The 23530-nt window shown below is 67.6% G+C and carries 18 protein-coding genes and 4 pseudogenes; 9 read left to right on the forward strand and 13 right to left on the reverse strand.

The window, feature by feature from the left end; genetic code table 11:
• Positions 1 to 11 precede the first annotated feature (11 nt).
• The 5 genes from ABCR94_RS27070 to ABCR94_RS27090 are packed head-to-tail and all read right to left on the reverse strand — an operon-like array spanning position 12 to position 7455.
• Positions 12 to 251 (reverse strand): hypothetical protein, encoded by a 240-nt coding sequence (locus tag ABCR94_RS27070; RefSeq protein WP_347122648.1) that lies wholly within the window; start codon positions 249 to 251, stop codon positions 12 to 14.
• Positions 248 to 1945: an FHIPEP family type III secretion protein gene (locus ABCR94_RS27075; protein ID WP_347122649.1), complete on the reverse strand. Its 1698-nt coding sequence runs from the start codon at positions 1943 to 1945 to the stop codon at positions 248 to 250. Before ABCR94_RS27075 ends, ABCR94_RS27070 begins: the two co-directional genes overlap by 4 nt.
• Positions 1938 to 4727 (reverse strand): tetratricopeptide repeat protein, encoded by a 2790-nt coding sequence (locus tag ABCR94_RS27080; protein ID WP_347122650.1) that lies wholly within the window; start codon positions 4725 to 4727, stop codon positions 1938 to 1940. The genes ABCR94_RS27075 and ABCR94_RS27080 overlap by 8 nt, the downstream gene beginning before the upstream one ends.
• A complete protein-coding gene (locus ABCR94_RS27085) occupies positions 4727 to 6397 on the reverse strand; it encodes a CHAT domain-containing protein (RefSeq protein WP_347122651.1) in 1671 nt (556 codons plus the stop codon). The genes ABCR94_RS27080 and ABCR94_RS27085 overlap by 1 nt, the downstream gene beginning before the upstream one ends.
• 11 nt (positions 6398 to 6408) lie before the next feature.
• A complete protein-coding gene (locus ABCR94_RS27090; RefSeq protein WP_347122652.1) occupies positions 6409 to 7455 on the reverse strand; it encodes a hypothetical protein in 1047 nt (348 codons plus the stop codon).
• 233 nt (positions 7456 to 7688) lie between these two features.
• Between ABCR94_RS27090 and ABCR94_RS27095 the strand changes: the two genes are divergently transcribed.
• Positions 7689 to 10262: a polysaccharide lyase family 8 super-sandwich domain-containing protein gene (locus tag ABCR94_RS27095; protein ID WP_347122653.1), complete on the forward strand. Its 2574-nt coding sequence runs from the start codon at positions 7689 to 7691 to the stop codon at positions 10260 to 10262.
• Positions 10263 to 10298: 36 nt separating this feature from the next.
• Here ABCR94_RS27095 and ABCR94_RS27100 read toward each other — a convergent pair.
• A pseudogene (locus tag ABCR94_RS27100) lies at positions 10299 to 10799 on the reverse strand (LLM class flavin-dependent oxidoreductase); the annotation flags it as partial.
• Between ABCR94_RS27100 and ABCR94_RS27105 the strand changes: the two are divergent.
• A pseudogene (locus ABCR94_RS27105) lies at positions 10763 to 11601 on the forward strand (substrate-binding domain-containing protein); the annotation flags it as partial. The pseudogenes ABCR94_RS27100 and ABCR94_RS27105 sit on opposite strands and share 37 nt — an antisense overlap.
• Here the strand turns inward: ABCR94_RS27105 and ABCR94_RS27110 are convergent.
• Positions 11593 to 12015, reverse strand: coding sequence for a secondary thiamine-phosphate synthase enzyme YjbQ (locus ABCR94_RS27110; protein ID WP_347122654.1), 423 nt, complete (start codon positions 12013 to 12015; stop codon positions 11593 to 11595). The pseudogene ABCR94_RS27105 and the gene ABCR94_RS27110 overlap by 9 nt on opposite strands.
• Positions 12016 to 12200: 185 nt before the next feature.
• On the opposite strand from ABCR94_RS27110, the gene ABCR94_RS39210 reads away from it, so the two are divergent.
• From ABCR94_RS39210 to ABCR94_RS27130, 5 genes are all read left to right on the forward strand, one after another.
• Positions 12201 to 12284 carry a putative leader peptide gene (locus ABCR94_RS39210; protein ID WP_434600287.1) on the forward strand — a complete coding sequence of 28 codons (84 nt, stop codon included), beginning with the start codon at positions 12201 to 12203 and terminating at the stop codon, positions 12282 to 12284.
• Positions 12285 to 12425: 141 nt separating this feature from the next.
• Entirely contained in the window at positions 12426 to 13310 is an 885-nt protein-coding gene (locus tag ABCR94_RS27115) for an ABC transporter permease (protein ID WP_347122655.1), read from the forward strand.
• Complete coding sequence (locus ABCR94_RS27120; protein WP_347122656.1) at positions 13283 to 14182, forward strand: ABC transporter ATP-binding protein; 900 nt, start codon at positions 13283 to 13285, stop codon at positions 14180 to 14182. Before ABCR94_RS27115 ends, ABCR94_RS27120 begins: the two co-directional genes overlap by 28 nt.
• Positions 14183 to 14244: 62 nt before the next feature.
• Positions 14245 to 15288 carry an ABC transporter substrate-binding protein gene (locus tag ABCR94_RS27125; RefSeq protein WP_347122657.1) on the forward strand — a complete coding sequence of 348 codons (1044 nt, stop codon included), beginning with the start codon at positions 14245 to 14247 and terminating at the stop codon, positions 15286 to 15288.
• Positions 15288 to 16496 carry an LLM class flavin-dependent oxidoreductase gene (locus tag ABCR94_RS27130; RefSeq protein WP_347122658.1) on the forward strand — a complete coding sequence of 403 codons (1209 nt, stop codon included), beginning with the start codon at positions 15288 to 15290 and terminating at the stop codon, positions 16494 to 16496. The genes ABCR94_RS27125 and ABCR94_RS27130 overlap by 1 nt, the downstream gene beginning before the upstream one ends.
• Positions 16497 to 16568: 72 nt before the next feature.
• Here ABCR94_RS27130 and ABCR94_RS27135 read toward each other — a convergent pair whose 3' ends face one another.
• Positions 16569 to 16859: a hypothetical protein gene (locus ABCR94_RS27135; RefSeq protein ID WP_347122659.1), complete on the reverse strand. Its 291-nt coding sequence runs from the start codon at positions 16857 to 16859 to the stop codon at positions 16569 to 16571.
• Positions 16860 to 17013: 154 nt separating this feature from the next.
• Here ABCR94_RS27135 and ABCR94_RS27140 point away from each other — a divergent pair.
• Positions 17014 to 17721 (forward strand): annotated as a pseudogene (locus ABCR94_RS27140) (NAD(P)-binding domain-containing protein); the annotation flags it as partial.
• Between the two features lie 1196 nt (positions 17722 to 18917).
• Here ABCR94_RS27140 and ABCR94_RS27145 read toward each other — a convergent pair.
• The 4 genes from ABCR94_RS27145 to ABCR94_RS27160 all read right to left on the reverse strand — a co-directional run bounded on the left by ABCR94_RS27145 (position 18918) and on the right by ABCR94_RS27160 (position 22210).
• Positions 18918 to 19751, reverse strand: a complete 834-nt coding sequence (locus ABCR94_RS27145) for a helix-turn-helix domain-containing protein (RefSeq protein WP_347122660.1) — start codon at positions 19749 to 19751, stop codon at positions 18918 to 18920.
• Entirely contained in the window at positions 19741 to 20262 is a 522-nt protein-coding gene (locus ABCR94_RS27150) for a DUF6879 family protein (protein WP_347122661.1), read from the reverse strand. Before ABCR94_RS27150 ends, ABCR94_RS27145 begins: the two co-directional genes overlap by 11 nt.
• A complete protein-coding gene (locus ABCR94_RS27155; protein WP_347122662.1) occupies positions 20246 to 20452 on the reverse strand; it encodes a hypothetical protein in 207 nt (68 codons plus the stop codon). Before ABCR94_RS27155 ends, ABCR94_RS27150 begins: the two co-directional genes overlap by 17 nt.
• 180 nt (positions 20453 to 20632) lie before the next feature.
• The gene (locus ABCR94_RS27160; protein WP_347122663.1) at positions 20633 to 22210 is read right to left on the reverse strand and encodes a recombinase family protein; all 1578 of its coding nucleotides are present in this window, start codon (positions 22208 to 22210) and stop codon (positions 20633 to 20635) included.
• 83 nt (positions 22211 to 22293) lie between these two features.
• Between ABCR94_RS27160 and ABCR94_RS27165 the strand changes: the two are divergent.
• A pseudogene (locus ABCR94_RS27165) lies at positions 22294 to 22689 on the forward strand (pyridine nucleotide-disulfide oxidoreductase); the annotation flags it as partial.
• A 3-nt stretch (positions 22690 to 22692) separates the two neighbouring features.
• Here the strand turns inward: ABCR94_RS27165 and mltG are convergent.
• Positions 22693 to 23499 (reverse strand): endolytic transglycosylase MltG, encoded by an 807-nt coding sequence (mltG, locus tag ABCR94_RS27170; RefSeq protein ID WP_347122664.1) that lies wholly within the window; start codon positions 23497 to 23499, stop codon positions 22693 to 22695.
• Positions 23500 to 23530: the final 31 nt, after the last annotated feature.

Here is a 23530-nt window from a genome sequence, read left to right on the forward strand (position 1 = left end):
AGAGCACGTGTTCACTGGGCTTCGTCCGTGAGCGCGCCCTTGAACGCGCCCTCGATCCGCTGCAGGACCGCCAGTTTGTAGACCCGTGATCCGCACAGCACGCAGGCACCCTGGGGCACGTCCGTCAACCGGCCGGAGGATCCGTGAGGGTCGGTGAAACGCACGTCCACCCACCGCTCCTCGTAGGTGCCCCCGCACGGGCACCGCCCGTACCAGCCGAGGCGCGGCTCCTCACCCGCTCCAGCACTCATGGTGGCGTCCTTCCGATGAGTTCGATGCGGCTCGCCGGTTGGATATTGAAGTCCGGCGGCAGATCTCCGTAACCCACCACACCCACGCGGGGCAGCACACAGGCCAGCGACTGTCCCAGCACCGGGCGGATGTCGTCGTCGGTCAGGATCACCGGCACTTGCGCCGTAACCGGCAGCAGGGCCAGTTCGGCCCGGACCGCCTCGATCACCCTGTCCTGCGTCTCCTCGCAGAACTGCTGCCGCAGCAACTGGTCGATCTCGGAGTGCAGCAAATAGACCACGAGGGTGTCCCGGTTCACCGAACGCTGGGCAGCGATCTCACGCCTCAGGCCGGTGCGTACGAAAACCTCCAGCCAGGCCGGATCGCCGGGGCCCGCCCCGGGTCCCGTACGGGCTGCGGTCACCGGATCGTCCAGGAGCAGGAAACGGCCGGAATCGGGCCGTGGAGACACATAGCCGGCGTCGATGATCCGCTCCAGTACGGGCGGGAGGTTGCCCAGCGAAATACCGTCGGCGGCCAGGGCCCGGAGCAGTACGGCCAGTTCTGCGGCGTCGATACGGGCGCGCGCGGCACCCACCACGGCGGGCAGTACCTCCTCCAGAACGTCGAGTTGGGCCTGCACCTTGTCCTGGTGGACCAGCCATCCGGCCCGGCGGCGCAGCTCCTGCCCCAGGCAGAGCACCACGTGGCCTTCTCTGGTCCAGACGGTCAGGCCATCGTCCTCAAGCCGCTGCGCGTCGGAGGCCGGGACCAGCGCCCCGGGGCCGCCGGTGGCCGGGTTGACCACCGCGCGGGCCTCCACCCCCAGCAGGGCGAGCCGTTCGGAGGTGTCGTTCACCAGGATCTCCTGCGGCCCGAGTGCCGCGGTCGGCGCGGTGAGCAGGGAGTTCAGCCGGAAGGCGAAACAACCGGCCGGGAGGCTCTCCGACGACATCACTCGAAACGACGGTACGAGCAACCCGCTTCCCTCGAACAGGGAGGCGGCCACATGTCCCAGCAGATCGGCGTCGTCCCCCAGGTCCCCCTTGCCAAGGAGCGGAGCGATGTCCTGCGGGACCAGCACCTCCAGCGAGGAGGCGGACAGCGCGGACGTGAGCGATTCACTCACAGCGTGCGTTCCCGCCTGCTGTCCCTCCTGCACCAAGGGACCGTGCGACGCCACCTCGCCGATCCCGATCCCGCGATCCAGCAGGTCCGCGAGGACTCTGTCCAGCCAGCCCGGCGAGACCTCGGACAGGTGCAGTGCCTCGGCCGACGCCGCTACCTGCCCAGGTCCGAGGAGGACGGACGGACGCAGTTTGACCGCCTCGGCGCAGAGCGCCCCGATCAGCACGGCCGCACGATCTCCGGCCGGCCCACCGTCCAGCCACTCCTCCCGCACCGGCGAACGCAGGCTCTCGGCCTGCCGACCCTCCAGCGCGGCAGCCAACTGGGCCAGCAGCTCGGCCGGATAGCGGCAGCGCCTGCCGAGTACGCGCAGCTCGATCCAGTCCTCCGGCGCCGGCTGCGGCCCCCCGCACGCGAGGTCGGTTCGTACGTCCGCGCTCCCGGCCAGTCCCAACTCGGCCAGCACCTGGTCCACCCGGGCAGCGATCTCCTGTGTGCATTTCTCGGCGCCCTGGCCCGGCTTCAGTCGCTGGGCCAACGGCCCGCGCACCGAAACGGTGACCGGCAGTCGGGTGGAGTCAGCCATCATCCGCCCTTTCGATGTGCTCCAGGACACCGGCGCATCGGCTTTGTCCGGGGCCGATGGCTCCTTCGGTGAACCGCTGCAACCAGGGGCGCAGCTCCGACTCGGAGGTGACGAGGGTGGTCCGGGCGCCGGGAGGCAGGAGGCTGCGGAGGTCGGTGGCGAGCCTGTGCTCATCCGCTGACCCCAGCGGGAGCTGCCGGGCCTTCGCCTCCAGCCACTGCGGCACCGGGGCCGACGCGGTTCCCTCGGCGTTGCCCGGGAGGGTGTCCCGCAGAGCGAGTCGCACCTGCCGCACGATCGGCGCCGGCGCACTCTTGAGTTCTTCGCTGCCCACCAGGTACTCCGCCACCCGTGGGGTCAGCGGCACACCGTCCCTGGCCAGCGCCCTGAGGACGCGGGTGGCGGCCAGGCGGGCGCGCGGCGCGAGGCTGGGTGCGGCTTCGGCCAGCCACTGCTCGGCCTGATCGATTCCCAGCAGCCGCCAGGCGTGGCGCCGTACCACGGCCACCACCTGCTCCAGCAGATCGCTCTCGTCCTCGGCCGCACCCCGAGCCACCTCGACCTCATGGATGCTGACGGTGAAGCCGCCGGGCCCCAGGTCCGGGTCGTCCCGGAATCGGAAGCCCGGAAGTGGGTAGCCGATCTCCTCCCGCACCCGGTCCCGGGCGACGGGCACATCCTCGTACATGAACGTACGGCCCCCCTCCGCGGGATCGACCAGCGGAACCAGATCGCGGGAAATGGCAACCCGGACCGGGATACCCATCGCGGGCGTCGCGACCAGTTCGCCGTACCTCCCGACCAGCCCCTCCAGCCATTCCAGCTTGGAGCGGCGCACCTTGTACCCGGGGTCGCCGGACAGCTCCTCGGCCCGGGTGATCGCGGCGACAGCCTCGCGCAGCGTGACGGCCATCCTGCCCGGCCACCTCCCCCACTCCAGGACGAGCGCCAGGTTGGAGTGGATCACGGCGTCGTCGGGCAGCAGCTCCAACGCGCCCCGGTAGCCGTCGGCAGCTTCGGCATAACGACCCTCCTCACTCAGCCGGTTGGCCTCCCGATTGAGGAGGGAGCCGAGCTCGTCCCGGTACAGCTCTTCGTCCTGGTCGAGTTCGAGAGCCCGCTCCAGGGCCTCCCGCGCACGGCTCCAGTCGTGGGCGTCCCGGTAGGCACGGGCCACGTCCCGGTGGTAGTCGGCACGGGTGGCGTCCGCGGAAATCGCCCGCTCGTATGCCGTCGCGGCGCGGGGGAAGTCACCGTGTTCGTAGTACAGCTGCCCACGGCTGCGCTGGTACTCCGCCTCGTAGCTCTCGCCCTTCACATCCCTTACCTGGCGAAGGAGTTGCTCGGCCGCTTGTTCCCCCTCTGCCTCGATCATGCGCTGCGCGATCTCCGCCGCCACTTGGAGCAGATAGGCGCTGCCGGGGATCGCACGCAGGCCGTCCAGAGCGACTGCGGCCGCCTGCGCCTGGCGCTCCGCGCCGAGGTGCGCCATGGCGATGCCGCCGTAGACGTCCGGCTCCATGTACGGCGGACGGTAGGCCAGGGTCCGCTCGTAATGGGCGATGGCACGCTCCCAGTCGTGGCGGTCCTCGCAGATCTTGGCGAGCTGGTAGACGGCGGGCCAGTACCCGGGCTCCTGCCCGAGCACCCACCGGCAATCCCGCTCGGCGCGCTCCAAGTCGCCTTCCAGACGGTACAGATCGGCCAGTGCCGTACGAGCGCCGGACCGCTGCGGGTGCAGATAGATCGCCGCGCGAAACTGCATCCGTGCCAGTTCGAACTCCCTGTTGTCGCGGTACGCCGCGCCGAGGAAAACCAGGGTGTCGTACCGGTACACAGGCTCCGCAGCGTTGGCCTGGGCGGCGAGCGCAGCTATCCGGCCCTTGCGGCGCTCGTACATCCTGGGGTGGCTGTAGAACGCGATCAGAGCCCGGTGACCGTCGGAATTCCACGCCCTGTTGGCGACGGCGAGCAGATAGTGCCGCTCGGCACTCTCGAGGTCATCACGGTCCTCGGCCACTTCACCGAGCCGCCGATGCGCGGTTCCGCTTTCCGGAGCCACCTCGACGGCCTGCCGGAATGCCTGCTCGGCGCCGTCCAGATCTCCCTCCGCCCGCAAATAGTCGCCTGTTCCTTCCCAGGCCCTCGGTTCCTTCGGGCCCACCTCCATGGCGATGTCGAAACAGCGCTTGGCACCGGCCCGGTCCCCCTGCCAGTAGAGCGCCACCTCGCCGGCCGATACCAGCAGGTTGACCCTCAGCCGGGTGCTGTACTGCGAGGCACCGACCAGGTAGTCCAGCAGCGGACGGACCCGGGCCCACCGCTGGCCGTGCAGGTCATCGGTCCATCCGGCCAATTGCGCCAGGCGGTCGGCGTCCGGGAAGGCGACCGACAGGCGCGCGTCGAACAGGTGCCGGGTGAGCGGTTCGCGGAAGCTCATCAGCGCCTCGGCGTAGCAGCTCAGCCATGCGTGCCGTCCGGCCTCCGGGCTCACGGCCAGCGCGGCGCGTACGGACTCGGTCACGGTGTGACGCAGGATCTCCAGGACGCGGCTGCGTACTGTGTCGAGCACCGGAAGCAGCGCATCTCCTACCAACTCAGCGGCTTGAGCATTGAGTTGATCCAGCATCAAGTACAGGTCGGCACTGTCGGTCGCAGCGCCGAGCAGCGGTTCCAGCGCGTCCACGGCGCGGCGCATGTCCGCCTCGGCAAGGGCGGCGTCCCGGAAGGCGTCGGCCCGGACCCTCCGCAGGGAGACCTTGGGGTCGGAGGAAGCAGCCATCATGCTTCCCGGCGCGGTGCGGCGTCATCGTCCGGGGTTTCCCCGTAACCGATGTCACGGTCACCGCCGCTGTGCAGGTGGGGGCTCCGAAGCCGCTTCCCGTCAGCGTGGCCATCCTGCTGGCGGGGGACCGAGCGGGGCGTGGTGTCGAAGCGGGTGTCCGAGGGCTCGGAGCGCTGCGCCGTGTCGTGGCCGGCCGTGCGTTCCTCGTGGGTGGGAACCCGGTAGTCACACGTGGTGCAATCGGAACCAGGCGCTGTCATGACCAGCCCTGCGCAGTCGCCCTTCGGGCAGCTCCTGAACAGCGAGTTGCACCCGCGGCACCGCGTCTGGCCGGTGATGACCGCGGCAAGGCACAGGGGGTTCGGACAGGGAGCCTTGACCGGGGCCGACAACTGCCCGCCCCCGCCATATCCGGCGTCCCGTCGCACCGAGGCGTACCGGAAGACTGCGGACTCCTGACGGACATAGATCACGGGCGTGCCGAAACACCGGTGATCCCATGACTGGCGGCCGGGCCCCGGCATTCCCCCGAGCTCCCATCTGGCCTGACTCACCGCCTCGTCGAGGCGGTCCCCGGCCCGTAGCCGGGAGTAGAAATGGACGGCGAATCGTTCGGCGTCCTCGATGCCGATCGCGTACTGCATCGCGACCACGCCGGCGACGCGCTCTCCGTCGGCGAGGTCACGGGCGATGCTGCTGAAGCTTCGCAGCGAGTCCTTGACAGCGTGCATGCCTGCGCCTTCGCAGGCATGCAGGAAAATCAGGCGGCCTCGGGGACGGATACCGGTAGCCCCCGGGGCACCGTCCAGGCCGGAGCGCAGCAGGGTGCAGAGGGACACGCTGTCGGCCCAGTCCGCCTCGTCGATCTCCTTCAGCATCTCGCCCTGGGAACGGCGCAGGTAGAGATCGGCGTGGGCGGCTCGCAGTTCTCGCTCGCCCTTCTTGAGAGCGATCGCCCCGCCGCTGCCGTGCCCGATGAAATGGATGATGTGGGTGGGCCGCCGGACGATGCTGTCCCGCAGTTCGGTACGAGTCGGTGAGTCCACGACCTCCACGTCGGTTTCGTCCGACCGCAGTTCCTCGACCGCCTTGATCAGGTTGTCCGCCTTCACCTTGGCCAAGCCGGGTGAGCTGGGACGCGAGAGCACAACAAGGATGCGCAGCGGGCTGTGGTCCTCGTCGGAGGGGACGGTGTCGCTGTTGGGGATGTATCTGCTCAGGACCGTCTCGGCCTGCTCACCGGCGAGGAAGAAGCCGCTGCCTTCCGCGCGGGGCATGAAGAGGAACTCCCAGGGATAGCAGCCCAGTTCCAATGCCTCCCGGCGGACGATCAGCCGGAGGCGAAAGGTGGTGCTTCTCAGGGTGGTGCGATGCAACTCGTACGTCTCCTCGAAGGCCCGGCGCAGCAGCGGCGCACCATCGGCTGTGTCGTCGCTGTCCTCTCCGAAGGCGATGGCGTACAAGCACCTGCCGAGCAGGGTGAGTTCGTCGCGTCGGCAGTGTTCGTACTCGGCGACCCACCGGTTCAGCATGTTCACGGTTTCGCGAAGCAGCGCGCTTCCGCCGAGCGGGCCGCGTACGTGCTTGTTCTGCTCGCGTCGGTAGAGGATGTCGTCTTCGTACTCACCCTGCCGGTCGTTGAGGATGGTGAGCGTGGAGGTGACCACGACCGCCCGCCCTACAGGTCCAGGACCGCGAGGGCCCGGGAGCGTGCCGGGGTCAGCGGGGTCCGGTCGTCGGAGAGATGGGCGAGGCCGACTGCCCTCTCGCGCAGGGCCACCATGGTTTCGGTCCATTCCTGTTGCAGTATCTCGGCGTGCTCCCAGGTGAGATCGGGGCTGCCGTAGAGCTGGCCGATGAGCGTCGCCATGGCCGCCTTCGCTCCGAGCCACCGTTCGTCGGTGACCGCCTCCGTCGCCTGTTTCACGACGTCCTGCCATGTGCGGAACAGCGGAAGGCGCGTTACGTCCACATCTTTCGGCGCCACCCTGGCGAGGCTGTAGAGGACGTAGTCCGTGCTCCTGAAGGGCACCAGGCGGCCGTCGGACCAGTGGGCGAGTTCGCCCTCGCTGATGTGGAGGCAGGCCGGGTCGACGCGGCTTTCCGGACCGATGAGCGCGTAGTGGGCGGGCCGCAGCCCCGGCTCGAATTCGTCCCGCCGCGCGACCAGCGGCTGGGTTCCGCCGACCAGGGCGTTCATCCCGTCGACGACCACCTTGGCCAGCGCGGTGTACGGGGTGAGTCCGGCCGCCAGGTCGAGTGCTCCGGCTGCGCCCTGCATCACGTTGAGGAACGGCTGGGCGGTGTCACCGGTCTGCAGCCGGTACAGCACGACGGAGAGCGCGAGGCCGCCGGGTGGTGCGGGGTGGGGCCCGGCGACCCGGGTATTGGCGAGCACCGTCCCGAGGGGTGTTTCGGCGCCGTGCCGCTGGATGAGGCCGGGCCCGACCATCGCAGGGGTCACCGCGTCGGCGCCGTCGCGGACGAACTCGGTGGCGGCGAAGACGACCGGGGTGAATTCGCTGAACCACTGGCGCCCGTGGGCCAGATGGAGCCGGTTGATCCGGATCTCGAAGTAGTCCCGGCGAGGGTCCAGTGTGCCGCCTTCCAGGGGCCGGTCCACGCGCGACGGATCGATTCGCGTCCACAGGGGCGGCTGCGCCGGAGCCCGCACGAGTCCTCGCACCGAGCTCCCCAGCGAGCCGAGGCCGTTTACAACGCCCATGACAGGCTCCCTCCCCCGGGAAAGCAACGCCTTGCCCACCAAGACGTTAGCCCAACACCGCTATGAGCAGCGAGAGTTGCGCGCAAGAGATGGTGCACGGAAGCCCGTGTGCGCGGCCGCTGGGACTGAAGTGGCAGTACGGTTTCAGCTTGCCTCCGTGCGGCCCTTGCCGCCGGTCGGGGCATCTGCTTGACTCCGCGCGCCGGAGTGTCGTCTCAGCGGCGGAGGACGCCATGGAGATCACCCGCAGACACCTGCTGTCCGCCCTGTCCGCCACCGGTCTCCTGGCGGTGGTCCCCGTGCGGCCGGCGAGCGCCGCCGCCGTGGCCGCCGACAGCGCGCGTCTCCTGGCCAACACCGTGGCGGTCTTCGCAGGGACCGCCGATTCCAACGCCCGGCCGGAGACGGCCGCCAAGCTCACCGCCATGACGAACAGGGCGCGGGCGAACCTCAGGTCGATGGACACCGCGGGCCCGGGCGAGCTGTTCGCCGGTCTGGTGCTCGGCGCCGACGAGGCCAACCTCAACACCGCCTTCCGGCAGCTGTACGAGATCGCCCTCGCCACCCGCATGCCGGGCGCCGCTGCCTCGGATCTGCACCAGAGCCCCGCCGTGCAGCGCCGGGTACTTGACGGTCTCGCCAGGCTGCACGAGAAGTACTACGGGGACCAGTCCAGGGGCTACTACGGCAACTGGTTCCACTGGGAGATCGGCATCTCCCAGCACATCAGCAGGACCCTGGCACTCCTCGCCGACCGGGTGCGAGCGGAGCGTCCGGAGCTCCTTGCGACCTACGTCGCTTCGATGGACGCGTACCTGCGCAATGGCATCAACGGCGACGTGAATCTCGACTCGCGCTTCCACACCGGCGCCAACCTCGCCGACATCACCACCAACAGGATCCTGCAGGGCGCCCTGCTCGGCGACGAGTCACGGGTCCGCAAGGCCCTCACCGATCAGCTGACCGTGTTCGCCACCATCGACCCCTACCACCTCAACCACGGTGTCACGGACGGGTATTACGCCGACGGGTCCTTCATCCAGCATGCCTCCGTCGCCTACACGGGCTCCTACGGCAAGGGGCTGCTGACCCGTGTCGTCCAGACCCTGAAGATCCTCGACGGTACGGGCTTCGCGCACGGCGCGGAGTTGGTACCGACCGTGCAGGGCTGGGTGCGGAACGGCTTCGCACCCTTGATCTTCGAGGGCTGGATGATGGAGATCGTCAAGGGGCGGGCGGTGTCGCGTACGGACACCGGCTACACCGACGTCGCGGTGGTCGTCGAGGCCGTCGTCGACCTCTCCTCGCTCGCGAGCGACGCCGACGCCACCGCGCTGAAGAGCTACGTGAAACACCTGCGGGCCACCTCGCACACCGTCCTCGATCCGGCCGGCTTTGTCTCCCCGGTGAGCATCGTGCGCCACGCCGACATCCTCGGCGACGACTCGGTCCCACCCGTGGATCTCAACCCCGCCTCCCGCAGCGTCGCGTTCAACGCCATGGACAGGAACGTGCATCGGAGGCCGGGTTACGCCTTCGCGCTGGCCCGCAGTTCCGAGCGGATCAGCAAGTACGAGTACATGAACGGCGAGAACCTCATGCCGTGGTTCCAAGGCGACGGGGCGTACTACCTCTATCTGTCCGGCCAGGACCAGACCCGGGCGTACGGCGTCGACTACTTCACCACCGTCTCGCCGTACGGCCTCGCGGGTGTCACCGCACCGGTCGAACCACGGCGCACGGTTTTGGAGTTGTACGGGAAGCCGTACTACGACAACCCCGGCCACCCACTGAACTTCACCTCCTCGTCCACGTCGCAGAACACCTACGTGTACTTCCCGTGCGGCACCGCGCGGCACTCGGGCGGGGCGGTGCTCGGGGCGTACGGCGCCGTCGGCATGGTGCAGTCCGGCGATGTCGCTCACCGCGACAAGGCCGCGGGTGTGCTGCCGGAGGACTTCGTGGCCTACCGCAACGCGACGGCGACGAAGTCGTGGTTCCTGTTCGACGACGAGATCGTGGTGCTCGCCGCCGGGGTGGGCGACGCCGCCGGCCGGGCGGTGACCACGACGGTCGATGCGCGCACCGCCGCACCGGACGATCGGCTCGCCGTCACCGGGATGCTCCGTGACGGCCGCCCCTGGGCCGGCCCCGGCACCGCCGATCTCCGCTGGCTGCGCCACGCCAACGCCACGCGGGGCGGCGCTGTCGGCTATCTCTTCCTCGACACTCCGCGGGTGAGGGTCGCTCTGGACGAGGTCACACGCAGTCGCCGGATCGTCCGTACGTCGAACCCGGACACCCCGGTGACCCGTACCGTCCTCGGCGTGACCTGCGATCTGGCGCCCGGAGCCCGGCCCGCCCGCCTCGCCTACGCCCTGGTGCCGAACGCGGACGAGGCACGCCTGCGGTCCTACGGCGACCGGTCCCGCGGCGACGGATCGTACGGCGACGGGCCGTTGAGGATCCTGGCGAACACCCCGCGCCTCCAGGCCGTCACCCACACCGGGCTCGGCCTGACGGCCGCCAACTCCTTTACGCCCGGCCGCCACGAGGCTGCCGGATTGCGCATCGAGGGGCCCGCGTCGGTGATCGTGGAGCGCGAGCGGCACGGTCCGACCACGGTCGCCGTGTCGGACCCGACCATGGGCCGGGACCGGGTCGGTGTGCTCATCCGCGGCCGGTCGCTGCGGACGGTCACCTCTGACGACGAGGTACGGGTGAGCCGGGTCCCCGGCGGAACCCGGCTGGACTTCAACACCCGTCGCGCGTACGGCCGCAGCTTCACGGTCGTACTGCGCGGCTAGCCTCGCGACCAGCGTCCGGGCCGGCGTACAGGCGGATCAGCGGGACACCCCGGCGGCGAAGGGCACCTGTACGCCGGGGTGCGCGGGAGGCGCGGCGGGGTGGGTCCACAGGCCGGCGGCGGCCAGCAGTGGCAGCACGCCCTCCCCGAACCAGTAGGCCTCTTCGACATGCGGATGGCCCGACAGGATGAACTCGTCGATGCCGAGCCGGTGGTATTCCGCGATCCGTTCGGCCACTTCGCTGTGGCTGCCGACCAGCGCGGTGCTCGCGCCCCCGCGGACCAGGCCGACCCCGGCCCACAGATTCGGTGAGACCTCCAGGCTGCCGGTGCTCCCGCCGTGCAGGGCCGTCATCCGGCGCTGCCCCTCCGACTCGCTGAGTGCCAGCCCCGCCTGAACGGCCCGCACCGCGTCGTCCGAGAACCCGTCCAGGAGCTGCTGGGCCTGCGCCCACGCCTGCTGCGCGGTGTCGCGGGAGATCACGTGCAGACGGATGCCGAACCGTACGGTGCGTCCCGCGAGGGCTGCCAGGCCCCGGCGTGGACCTGCTGGACCGGCGGCGCTCCGGCGCGAAGATCAGCGCCGAGGGCCGGGAGCTGCTGCCGCACATCGTCGGCGTGCTCGACGCAGTCGACAAGCTGCGCCGCGCGGCCGGCGATCAGCATCGCAACAGCCGCATGATCCGGCTCGGCACGGTCAACGCGGCCACCGTTCCCCTGCTCGTACCGACGATCCAGGAGTTCCGCGCGTCCCACGCCGGGACCCAGGTGGAGGTGACCGGCGCCCAGCAGTCGGACATCCACCGCGACCTCCTGGGGGCGGCTTGGACCTCGGCCTCGTCAACTACCTCCAGGGCGACGACAAACCGCCCGGCCTGCACACCACCGAGCTGCTGCGGGGGCGTCCGGTGGTCTGCCTGCGGACCGGCAGCCCCTTGACGGCGCTGAGCTCGGTGAGCGTCAGCGATCTGCTGAGCGAGCCCCTCATCGTGATGCGCTCCGGCTATGTCATGCACCGCTATGTCCACCGTCTCCTCGACGGGCGGGACCCGGCCTTCTCGTACTCCACCGACGGAGCGGAAATGGGCAAGCTGATGGTGGCGGAGGGCCTCGGCTCCACGGTCCTGCCGGACTTCAGGATCGTCGGTGACCCGTTGGAGCGCTGCGGAGTGATCACCTACCGTCCGCTGGTGGCTGCGACGACCGACGTCCTCCTGACGCTTCAGCGCCCCCTCGCCGGCTCCGCGCCCGGCGCGGCGCACGACCTGCACGAGATCTTCGTGCGGCGCGCCGACGCCTACCGCAGGCAGCGCGCCACCGACCCGGCGGCGTCAGCCTAGGAAGCTCAGCCGCACCTGACGGTCGGGGTTGTCCTTGTTGGTGTCGACGAGGCAGATGGACTGCCAGGTGCCCAGCTCCAGCCGGCCGCCCACCACCGGCAGTGTCGCGTGCGGCGGCACGATGGCGGGCAGGACGTGGTCTCTGCCGTGGCCCTGGCTGCCGTGGCGGTGCTGCCAGCGGTCGTCGGCAGGGAGCAGGGTGCGCAGCGCGTCGAGCAGGTCGTCGTCGCTGCCCGCGCCCGTCTCGATGACCGCGATTCCGGCGGTCGCATGCGGTACGAACACATTGAGCAGGCCGTCCCTGCCGTGCGCCGCCTCGTCGAGGAACCGCTCGATGTCGCGCGTCAGGTCGCTCACGGTCTCGTGCGAACCGGTGGTGACGCGCAGGATGCGGGTGGTGAAGACATCGGACATTCCTCCATCCTCGCGCATCGGGCAGAGCTTTCCACTCCGGCTGTCCATCCGAGCTGCACGTCCAAGCTGCCCGTCCGAGCTGCACGTACGAGCTGCACGTACGAGGAGTCCACCCCTCAAGAACGCGTGTCCATGTGTCGAGACGGCATTGACCATGGCCCACCCCCCTCGCTACCTTCTGGCGCATGTTGCGTTCAGTAGTACTCACTACGCGCGGTCACATCGACCTGCTGCGAGTGGCCTCCGCCGCGTGTCGCCGCGGCTGCTGACGCCTTCTCAATCCTTACGCGCGCCAGCCGCGCCGCTGGCTTCCCGCCAGTTCTCCCCACTGCGCCCCGCCTCACCGACTCCGTGCCGTAACGCCGCGCACGGCAGCTGAGGCGCGCCGCCTCCTGCCCGTGGAGTCCGCAATGAGCCTCGGCCATGCCCCGCCGGACATATCTGCTAAATCCGGCTCATCCCCGCAGGCGCCGCCTGCCGCACCCGACCTTGAACCCGTCACACCCCGCGCCTCCGCCGGCAGCCGTCGCCGTTCGGTACCCCGCTGGCTGCGCCGCACCGTCGGACCTCTCACCCTGCTCGCCCTGTGGCAGGTGCTCAGCGCGACCGGCGTCCTGCACCCCGACATCCTCGCCTCACCCGGCACCATCGCCCGGGCCGGCGCCGACCTGATCGCCGACGGCACACTGCCGAACGCCATGGGGGTCTCGCTCCAGCGCGTCGCCGTGGGGCTGCTGCTCGGCGTCGTGATCGGCACCGCGCTGGCGCTTGTCTCGGGCCTGTCGCGGCTCGGCGAGGACCTGGTCGACGCCAGCGTGCAGATGCTGCGCACCGTCCCCTGGGTCGGCCTGATCCCGCTGTTCATCATCTGGCTCGGCATCGGCGAGGCCCCGAAGATCGCCCTCATCGCGCTCGGTGTGGCCTTCCACCTCTACCTCAACGTCTACGCCGGGATCCGTGGCGTCGACGAGCAACTTATCGAGGCAGGACACGCGTTGGGGCTCGGCCGCTGGGGACTGGTCCGGCACGTCGTACTGCCCGGGGCGCTTCCCGGGGCGATGACCGGGCTGCGCTACTCGCTGGCGACCGCCTGGCTGGCGCTGGTCTTCGGCGAGTCCATCAACGCCGACGCCGGTATCGGCTTCCTGATGAACCAGGCCCGCGAGTTCTTCCGTACCGACGTGATCGTCGTCTGCCTGGTCGTCTACGCCTTCCTCGGCCTGACCGCCGATGTCATCGTCCGCTCCCTCGAAAGGCTGTTGCTGCAATGGCGACCGAACTTCACCGGCCAGTGACCGCAGAGACAGAGTCAGAGTCAGGGACCGAGACCGCAGGCCCGGTGGCAACCGACGCCACCGACGCCGAAGTGCGCAGTGACGCCGTACGGGTCAAGGGGCTGACCCGTGCCTTCGACGGGCGGCCGGTCATCGACGGGCTCGATCTGACCCTGCGCGCAGGCGAGTTCACCGTGCTGCTGGGCCGCAGCGGCTGCGGCAAGTCCACCCTTCTGCGTGTCCTGGCCGGGCTCGACCGGGACATCGAGGGCACCGTACTCGTGCCAAAGCGGCGGGCCGTGGCCTTCCAGGCACCGCGGCTCATGCCGTGGAAGCGGGTGTGGCGCAATGTGCTGCTCGGGCTGCCCGGCAAGCCCGAACGAGCCGTCGCCGAGAGCGCGTTGGAGGAGGTCGGGCTCGGGCACCGGTCGGGCGCCTGGCCCAAGACCCTGTCCGGTGGCGAAGCCCAGCGCGCTTCGCTGGCCCGTGCGCTCGTACGGGAACCGGATCTCCTGCTGCTCGACGAGCCGTTCGGCGCGCTGGACGCACTGACCCGCCTCACCGCGCAGCGGCTGGTCGCCGAGCTGTGGCAGCGGCGCGGCTGCGCGGTGCTGCTGGTCACCCATGACGTCGACGAGGCGCTGCTGCTCGCCGACCGGGTGCTGGTCATGCGCGAAGGCCTCATCGCGTACGACACGCGCGTCGCCCTGGACCGCCCCCGGTCCGTCGGCGCATCGGGGTTCGCCGCGCAGCGCTCCCGGCTGCTGGCCGAACTGGGCGTTGACGAGTCGGCGCCCCACCAGGAGCCCCGACGGGAGCCCCATCAGGAGGACCGTCCGGAGCCGCGACCCGCCACCCACCAGGAGCACGCCGTGCACGAGCACGCCGCCTGAACTCCCGCCCCACCCCCGCTCACCCCACCCCCGGCTCCACCACAGAGAGAACCCGATCAGCCATGAAACGGCACACCCTCCTGCCCGTCCTGCTCCTCCCCCTCTCCCTGCTGCTGACCGCGTGCGGCGGGGCGTCCTCCGCGAACACCTCGGGCGGGCCCGGCGACGGCACGGACGGATCCGGCAGCACCACGCTCAACGTCGGTGACCAGAAGGGCGGTTCGGAGGCCATCCTGCGGGCCGCCGGTGAACTCGACGACCTGGACTACAAGATCAAGTGGTCCACCTTCGCCTCCGGCCCGCCGCTGCTCGAAGCCGTCAACGCCAAGGCCGTGGACATCGGCGGCGTCGGCAACACCCCGCCGGTCTTCGCGGCGGGCTCCGACTCGAAGATCACGGTGGTGGGCGCCTCGCACGGCTCCTCCGCGGGCGAGACCATCGTGGTCCCCGAGAACTCCCCGCTGAAGAAGCCCGCCGAACTCAAGGGCAAATCGGTGGCAGTCGCTCAGGGCAGCTCCGCGCACTACCTGCTGATCGCCTCGCTGAAGAAGGCCGGGCTCACCATCAAGGACGTGCAGCTCAAATACCTCCAGCCGGCCGACGCACTGGCCGCGTTCAGCCGCGGCAAGGTCGACGCCTGGGCGATCTGGGACCCGTACACCTCACAGGTCCTGAGCAGCGCGAAGGCGCGCGTGCTGACCAATGGCGAGGGCGTCGTCAACGGCCTGAGCTTCCAGGTCGCCTCGCCCACCGCGCTGAAGGACAAGGAGAAGTCCCGGGCCGTCGGCGACTATCTGCTCCGCCTCAACCGGGCGCAGGCGTGGGTCTTCGAGCACCCCGAGGAGTGGGCGAAGGTCTGGGCGAAGGAGACCGGGCTGCCGTACGAGGTGGCGCTGGACTCCGTGAAGCGCACCAACGCCACGCGTGTGCCGGTCGCCGTGGACAGCGGCGCCATCGCCTCCGAGCAGCGCATCGCCGACACCTTCGCCGAACTGAAGCTGATTCCACGCCGGTTCGCCTTCAAGGACTACGTCGACACCCGCTTCAACCGCGATCTCCCGGCGTCCACCACCGCTCCGCGCCGTTACGGAAAGGCCACCTCCTGATGACCGTCCACCTGCACTGGTTCCTTCCCACCGGCGGTGACGGCAGGACCCTCGTCGACCGGCACGCCTACACCGACGGCGGCATCAAGCGATCCAAGATCACCCCGGTGAGCGGCGTGCGCGCGCCCGACATCGAATATCTGGCCCAGATCGCCAAGGCGGCCGAACAGCTCGGTTTCGAGGCGGTGCTGACGCCGACCGGCACGTGGTGCGAGGACGCCTGGCTGACCACGGTCGCGCTGGCCCAGCACACCGAGCGGCTGAAGTTCCTGGTGGCGTTCAGGCCCGGGGTGATCTCGCCCGTACTCGCCGCGCAGATGGCCGCGACGTACCAGCGCATCACCCGGGGGCGACTGCTGCTCAATGTGGTGACGGGCGGGGACTCCACCGAGCAGCGGCGCTTCGGCGACCATCTGGACCACGACCGCCGCTATGCCAGGACGGCCGAATTCCTCAAGGTGGTACGTGGGGCGTGGGGCGGGGTGTCGTACGACTTCGACGGTGAGCACTATCAGGTGGAGGGCGGTCTGACCGCGCTGCCGCCGGACCCGCTGCCGGAGATTTTCTTCGGCGGTTCGTCGGCCGCCGCGGGGCCGGTCGCGGCGGAGCACGCCGATGTGTATCTGACCTGGGGCGAACCGCCCGCACAGGTGAAGGAGAAGATCGACTGGATACGTGGGCTCGCCGAGGAGCGGGGTCGTACGGTCCGCTTCGGTATCCGGCTGCACTCCATCTCGCGGGACTCCGCCCGCGAGGCCTGGGCGACCGCGGACCGGCTGCTCGGCGACCTGGACCCGGCCACGATCGCGGCGGCCCAGCAGGCGCTGGGCAAGAGCGAGTCGGTGGGCCAGCAGCGGATGCTGGCGCTGCACGGAGGTTCGCGGGAGGGCCTGGAGATCTCGCCGAATCTGTGGGCGGGGGTCGGCCTGGTGCGCGGTGGGGCGGGCACGGCACTGGTGGGCAGCCACGGGGACGTCGCCGACCGGATCGAGGAGTACCACGCCCTGGGCGTCGAGCACTTTGTCCTGTCCGGCTACCCCCATCTGGAGGAGGCGTACTGGTTCGGTGAGGGCGTCACCCCGGAGCTGGCGCGGCGCGGGCTGCTGCCGCGCACGCTCACCTCACCGCTGAGCGGGGTGCCCGCGGCGAACGGGCGGCCGGCATCGGCGCCCGGCGGGGCGCCGTTGCTGCTCGGCGGAGGGCGGTAGGCCGTACGGGCGCGGGCAGGGGCTCATCGGCCCGGGGCGGTGCCGTGCCTGGCCCCGCCGCGGCACCCCGAGTCACGCGTCGGGGAGCTGATCCAGGTCGGGCTGCACCTCCACCGTGCATTCCGCGTCCTCGGGCCCCACGCCCTCCGTGTCGCGCCACACGCAGATACGGACGTGGTGGATACCTGTGCCGCTGTGGTCCCACTCCGTCGCAAGGTCGCGCACCACCCCCGCGGCGACGAACTCGGCATCCTCGGGCAGGGTGTCGGTCATCACGGTGCCCCGGTAGCGCTCGCCCAGCGGACGCCAGCCGACGCTTCCGGCGGGTGCGTCCACCCGGTACACGTATTCGACGGTGGTCATTCCGGCACCGTACCCACATCGCCGGAAAGTACCTGGCGGCGGGAAGATCCACCGGACCGACGCTGTTAGTAGAAGCGTGAACAACATCGGGGCGCGAGTCGCGGACGTGATCGTGGACGTGGTTGCGGACGTGGACGTGGGCGTGGTTGCGGACGTGGACGTGGTCGTGATCGGCGCCGGGCAGGCCGGGCTGTCCAGCGCCTACCATCTGCGGCGCTCCGGCCTGGATCCGGACCGGGACTTCGTGGTGCTCGACCACGCGCCGCGTGCGGGAGGCGCCTGGCAGTTCCGGTGGCCGTCCCTGACGTACGGGAAGGTGCACGGAATGCACGCGCTGCCCGGGATGGAGCTGACCGGCGCCGACGAGAACCGTCCCTCGTCCGAAGTCATCGGCGAGTACTTCGAGACGTACGAGCAGACCTTCGGGCTGCGGGTGCGCCGGCCGGTGGATGTGGCGGCCGTGCGCGCGGGCGAGAACGGGCGGCTGCTCGTCGAGACGTCCATGGGCGTGTGGTCGGCGCGCGCCGTGATCAACGCGACGGGCACCTGGGACCGCCCCTTCTGGCCCCGCTACCCGGGCCAGGAGACGTTCCGCGGACGGCAGTTGCACACGGCGAACTACCCGGGGCCGCAGGAGTTCGCCGGGCAGCGCGTGATCGTCGTGGGCGGCGGGACCTCCGGCGTACAGCATCTGTTGGAGGTGGCAGGGACCGCCGCGGAGACCACCTGGGTGACGCGGCGCCCGCCGCTCTTCCGCGAAGGACCGTTCGGCGAGGACCAGGGGCGCGCGGCGGTCGCACTCGTGGACGAGCGGGTACGGCGCGGGCTGCCGCCCCAGAGCGTCGTGTCGGTGACCGGCCTACGGGTCACTGCTCATTGACAACACCTCTCACTGACCTGCCTTGATGGCGCTCCGTCACCGTGGCCAGGGCGGGGACACTCCCCTCCCCGGTGATGATCATGAGTCCTGGGCGTCGATCACCCCTACCGGCAATCATTCTCATCTGATGCAGCGTCACACCCTCCGCCCCTCCATGTCAGGGGCCACATCACATGTATCACCTGGGGTAACACCTACCGACCTTTCCACTGTGAACCGCAGGAGCACCTTCCTTCCATCCTGTACGGGTTATGGAGCCGCAGGGGCTCCCTGGAAGCCCTGACGCCTCTTCGCCGCCCTTCCGTGCCCACTAGGCCCTCCAAGGCTTCCACCGGGCCCCTCTCGGCCCTGCGGTTCACCTCGCCTCGGCTCTCTGCAATTCCCCTGAACTTTGCGCCTTTCCCAGGTTGTGTGACCTGCATCTCAGTTCTCCTAGGCCGTGTCCTGCCTTCCTGGATAGGACAGGTACTTATTTAATGTGGGGTTGGTTATATACCAACCCCACTTCCTTGATTCCTGGTACCAGTAGGCACCCCCCGAAGGGGTGCCCTCTGAGTGAGTTAAGTGAGTGAGTAGGTAGGTTGTGCATCTACCCCTGTACGAAGAGAGGCCCCGGCCACTAGAGCCGGGGCCTTCCTTGCTCCTGGGCAGTACCCCTTACTGCTTGCAGTAGGCCCCCCGCCGAAGGGGGCACTCCTTCGACGCCATACAGGGTTTCAGAGTGTGATGCCCTTGATGCAGCGTGGACACTCGCAGGGAGGCCATGCAGCCGTACCCAGCAAGTCAAGGTCATCAGTGGCGAACACAGCCCGCTCTGGCTCCCATGTACGCCCCGAGTCGTGAGAGACGCGCAGGGTCATCGATGGAGAGTCTGCCAAGAGTCCAGGACCCTCCTCAAGGCTCATGACTTGTGTGCCTCGGCCTGATGCTGGCGCAACTCAATATTCGCATCGGATACAGCACTGTAGCCACCTGTCGAACGGTAATTCGCACGCTGTACGCAGATGCCGAGACAAGTGCGGCATCCCGGTACCGGCTTAGGGTCCGGAGGAAGTTCCGTGAGTCCGTAGCCCTGGGGCCTCTGCGCTCTTGTCATCTGTCCTCCCAGTTTCCTGATCAACCCATGATCGGGTGTAACTGGGTGTGGACCTAGCCTTATTTGTGTTGTCGGTTAAAGATCATGAGCGGAAACAGTCCGCCCACTCAGCTAGTCCTTCTCTGCACTGCTCCCCAAATAGGGCATGACTTTCGTAGACCGCGAACTCATTCAGGTAAGCAGATACGTCCCGATGATCCCTGAATACCATTGCCCCTGTTTGAGTCTCCACCGTGGCTATTCGACTGTCATAGATGGTGAAAGTGTTCAATGGGCCAACCGGCATATGACCTGCCAAGGGAATGATCCCGAGTTTAATATTTGGCAATAGGCTGATCGATACGAGCCGGTCGACCTGTACGGCCATGGCTGCCGAAGGAAGAAACGGCCATCTCACGGCTTGCTCCGTCAGGATAAAGGTAAAGCGTTTTGATGTGTCGTAAAGGGCTGCCTGCCGCTCCAGCTTCTTCGCAATGGCTTTACTGTGGTCACCAGGAATATGGGCGAGACTTGCTCTGACGTAATCCGGCGTCGCAAGCAGCCCGGTCACCATGGATAGCAGGAAGTATCTAAAATCTGTAGATGATTGCTCGAAACCAGCTAGCTCATTCTGCTTCTTTTCGAGACCGGTACGGCGCTGCGACCATACATCTTGCCATTCGGTATTAGCCGTACGCGCTAGAGCAGCAACCTGCGACACGAGTTCCGGCGGTGCATCCAAGGCTCTCAAAATCAGTTCAACGTCAACAAGACTGGGCGTGAGTCTTGCTCCTTCAATATTGCTGATCTTTGTTTGTGACATATTGCAGCGATGAGCGAGCCGGGTCTGTGTGAACCCGGCCCGCTTACGGAGCATTTTGAGAGTGTCGGCCAAGTCAGCTTTAAATTGGCCTAGCTCCTCCGGCTCAAACGTCAAGACCCTTCACGTACTCCTCAAATGGCACTGATTCCGCCAGTGCGATGCGCTGGTATTCGATGAAGGGTGTTACGTCACCCTCGTAGACCTCTCGGCCGATCTGTGTTCCGTCTGCCTCATAGTGCATGAGGACGACTTCCTTTTTGTCGAACATCCAGAAATCTTGAACACCAGCCAGGGAATTTTCCCGGTTAGTTACGTCCATGATTCGGATATCTTCGCCAGCCCAGACGTGAGGGCGATAATACATGAATTCATACCTGAGATATGTGGACAGAGGGCGAGTGACGATGCGTGCGCGGCCCTTACTCTTCCCTTGGCTGCTCACCCTCTTGAGATCTTCGGTGTACTCATTCGAGTGCGTGTGAGGATCGATACGTTCCCCTGCGAGAAAGGACCGTATCTCATGCTCTTCCTGCGGGACTTTGTACTCAGGCAGCGTTTCAAGTCGCCATGCCTCGGTCTGGAAGTCCCGAAACTTTGCCTGCCAAGCTTCACCATCCAAGAGCACGGATCGCCTCCCTGAGAATCGCTTCCGGGATCTCTACCAGGGCCTCACCCTTCGGAGGCTGGAATACATGGGATACATCGCCTTGCACGACGATGGAGCCGCCAGCGGTCCGGTAGACGTTGGGGCAGTCGTTCTGATTGCACTCGCCGTTGCCGTTCCCGGTGAGTCGAGTCAGTTCCTCACGCACCACGCTGAAACCCCCTGTCTCGGGCCTCGGTTGAGGCTGTGAGGACGACGGTACGGGGTCATCCCCTGGCCGTCTATGCGGCATCGGCAATATTCGCGTTGTCGGGTATGGATCTTGGCCCCAGGTGTCAACACACACCCTGGAATCCCTGCATCGGGCACCTGAGGGTGCTCTCTCCTTCCCTCAGCTAAATGGATTGCTTAGCCTGGCCGCATGGAACGCATTTACCCGGTTCACTTCTTCTGGAGACAGAGCGTCCGCCTTGACCTTCCTCTCCTCGTAGTTATCCGGGGTCGGGGTAATGGCAAACGTCTTGTTCCCCACCATGACCTTAAAACCTGATGAGATGAGTTGCTTCCTCTTACCATCCAAGTCCAGAGTGGGCCAGAGTTCCGCAAAGGTCATCCCTTGGTCCTCCTCCAACCATCCGGACAGGACCACAGGCATGGCCTCAAGAGCCTTCCTACGGGCCTTGTACTGATTCATGCGGAACCGGTAGCCCTCCTGGTCGTCGTCCCAGTCCCCTTCCTCATCCTGCTTTCGCAAGCGCTCCATGCGCCGTGTCACTTCTGTGAGTTCCTTTGTGGTGTCAGAGCCAGGAGACCACACCCTCTTAGTCACTCGGACTTTGCCGAACTTCTGAAGGAAGGCAATCTCTACGAACTCATCTACTTGCTCCGCACGCATGACGATGTTCCGGCAACGGTCTTCCTTGGGGAATGCCCCGCACCTGTAGTACCGGTAGCATTTGTCATTACGCCTTGACTCCTTCTGTACCGCCTTGGCGTCACACTCCGCACAGAACGTCACGCCGTACATTGGGTTCGTTCCGTTCACCCTTCGAACGGTGGTCATCCTCCTACGCGCCACGGCTGCTTGCAGGGAATCCCATTCATCTTCGGTGAATACAGGCTCAGCCAGGCGGACAGGATGCCCATCCATGCCGTAGACGGTTTCTGTCTTGTGCTTCTTCAAACCTTGGGTGGAGTCGCTAATCAGGACGTTCCTAACGGTTGTCTCTGACCACTTCTCTTGAACGCCCTCCACGCCCTTGCTCTTGACTGGCTTCCCCTTACGGAGACGGGCCCTGTCCCTTGCAGTAAGGATGCCTGTGGAGTTGAGATACTTAGCTACACCCAGGAACGATTGGCCGCCGATGATCTGCTTGCGCATCTCTCGCAGGACATTGACCATGTCCTCATCGAGTTCCAGGAATGCCGCAGGCTGCCCGTCAATGAATATATTGAGAGGGCGGTAGCCAAACGAGGGGAACCCTCCATGCCAACGATTGGTGAAGCGTCGCCGGTCGTGGGATTCTTGCACTCTCACTTTGATTCGCTCAAGTTCCTTAGCCGGTCCAAGAGCCTTAGCGTGAAGGATGAGCCTTCCTTCGCTGGTGTGCATCTGCTCATTGAACTGTGGGTCATCCAGGACCACTACGACCTTTGACCACTCAATGACCTTGAACACAAAAGCCATGAAGTGAACGTCACTCCGGCTCAACCGGTCCTGTGTCGTTACCCAAATCTCATCCCACTGTTCGAGCCCTTCCGGCGTGAGCCACTTCCCAAGGCTTGGCCTATCGATCATGTCAACGTCACCTGAGACGGACATGTCTACAGCCGCATCAACGATGGTCACGTTGCCCTCTTGCACGGCCCTGGTGCGCAACTTCAAGTCCTGGGCGTCAATGGACTCCGAACGCTCCCCCTTGGCGTCAGAGATGCGCTCTGCCAGCAAGACCCGCCGTGTCCTGGTCACTGTGTCTCCCCCTGTGGCCTGCGGTCGGCATCGAGCCGTACCACGCTCCCTCAAGGGTACCGCATATTTGTCAATCGCCCTGGACCCGCCTGCCCGTCACCGAGGCCGTCGCGCGGGCCCGCGCGGACGGCACCCTGGACCGGCTGCCGATGTTCGACCGGATCACGCCCAAGGGCGTGGCCTGGGACGACGGGCGCACGGTCGAGGCGGACGTGATCCTCTGGGCCACCGGGTTCCGCCCCGTGATCGACCACCTGGCGCCGCTGAAGCTGCGCGAGCCGGGCGGCGGCATCCGTGTGGACGGCACGCGCGCGTGGCGCGACGAGCGGGTCCATCTGGTCGGTTACGGACCTTCAGCCAGCACCATAGGCGCCAACCGGGCGGGACGGGCGGCCGTGCGTGCGATCACCCGGCTGCTGGAGCGCCTGCCCGAGCCGGCGGCTGCGCCGCCCATGGCGGCAGCGGCGGTGGCCGATTGACCGTCAGGCGCTGCCACCGCTGCGGTTCCTGTTGAACTCCTGCACGTTCTTCTGCTGCTCGGCGTAGTTGTCGGTGAAGCGGGTGTCCCCCGGGGCGACGGTGACGAAGTACAGCCAGTTCCCGGCCGGCGGATTGCGCACCGCGTCCATCGCCTCCTGCCCGGGGTTGCCGATCGGGGTCGGCGGCAGACCGGTGCGCTCGTAGGTGTTGTACGGGTGATTGATCCTGGTGTCCTCGTGGGTGATGTCGAGGGTGCTTCGATTGAGCGCGTAGTTCAGGGTCGAGTCCATCTGCAACGGCATGCCGCGGAGCAGTCGGTTGTCGACGACCCTTGCCACCTTCCCCATGTCCTCGGGGGTGTCGGCCTCGGCCTGCACGATGCTGGCGATGGTGACGGTCCGGTAGACCGTGGGCGCCGTGCCGAACTTCTTGTCGGCGGTATTGACCATGAACGAGAGCAGACTCGCGGGCGTCGTCTTCTCGTCGACCGGATAGGTCGCCGGGAAGAGGAACCCCTCCGGATTGGCCCCGGCCTCGCCCGGCAGCTTCAGCGCCGCCTTCGCGACGGCCTTCTCGGTGGTGCCGGATGCGGCTTCCAGCGCCTCGTCAACCGCGGCGTACACCTGCGGGGCTCGCCACCCCTCGGGAACCAGCAGGCTCTGCGAGCGCCCCTCGTCGTTTCCGAGCAGCAGCAGCGGCACCAGGACGGCGGCCGCCACCACGACCGTCGAGCCCACCAGCAGCAGCCGGCCGCGGCGCGTCAGACGGGGCTTATGTTTGGGCGGTTTTGGCAGAGATTCGTTCTTCATGGGGCACGCTAACCCGCGCGATGCGCCGTTT

The organism is Streptomyces changchenzhani, assembly GCF_039766235.1.
GTDB lineage: Bacteria > Actinomycetota > Actinomycetes > Streptomycetales > Streptomycetaceae > Streptomyces.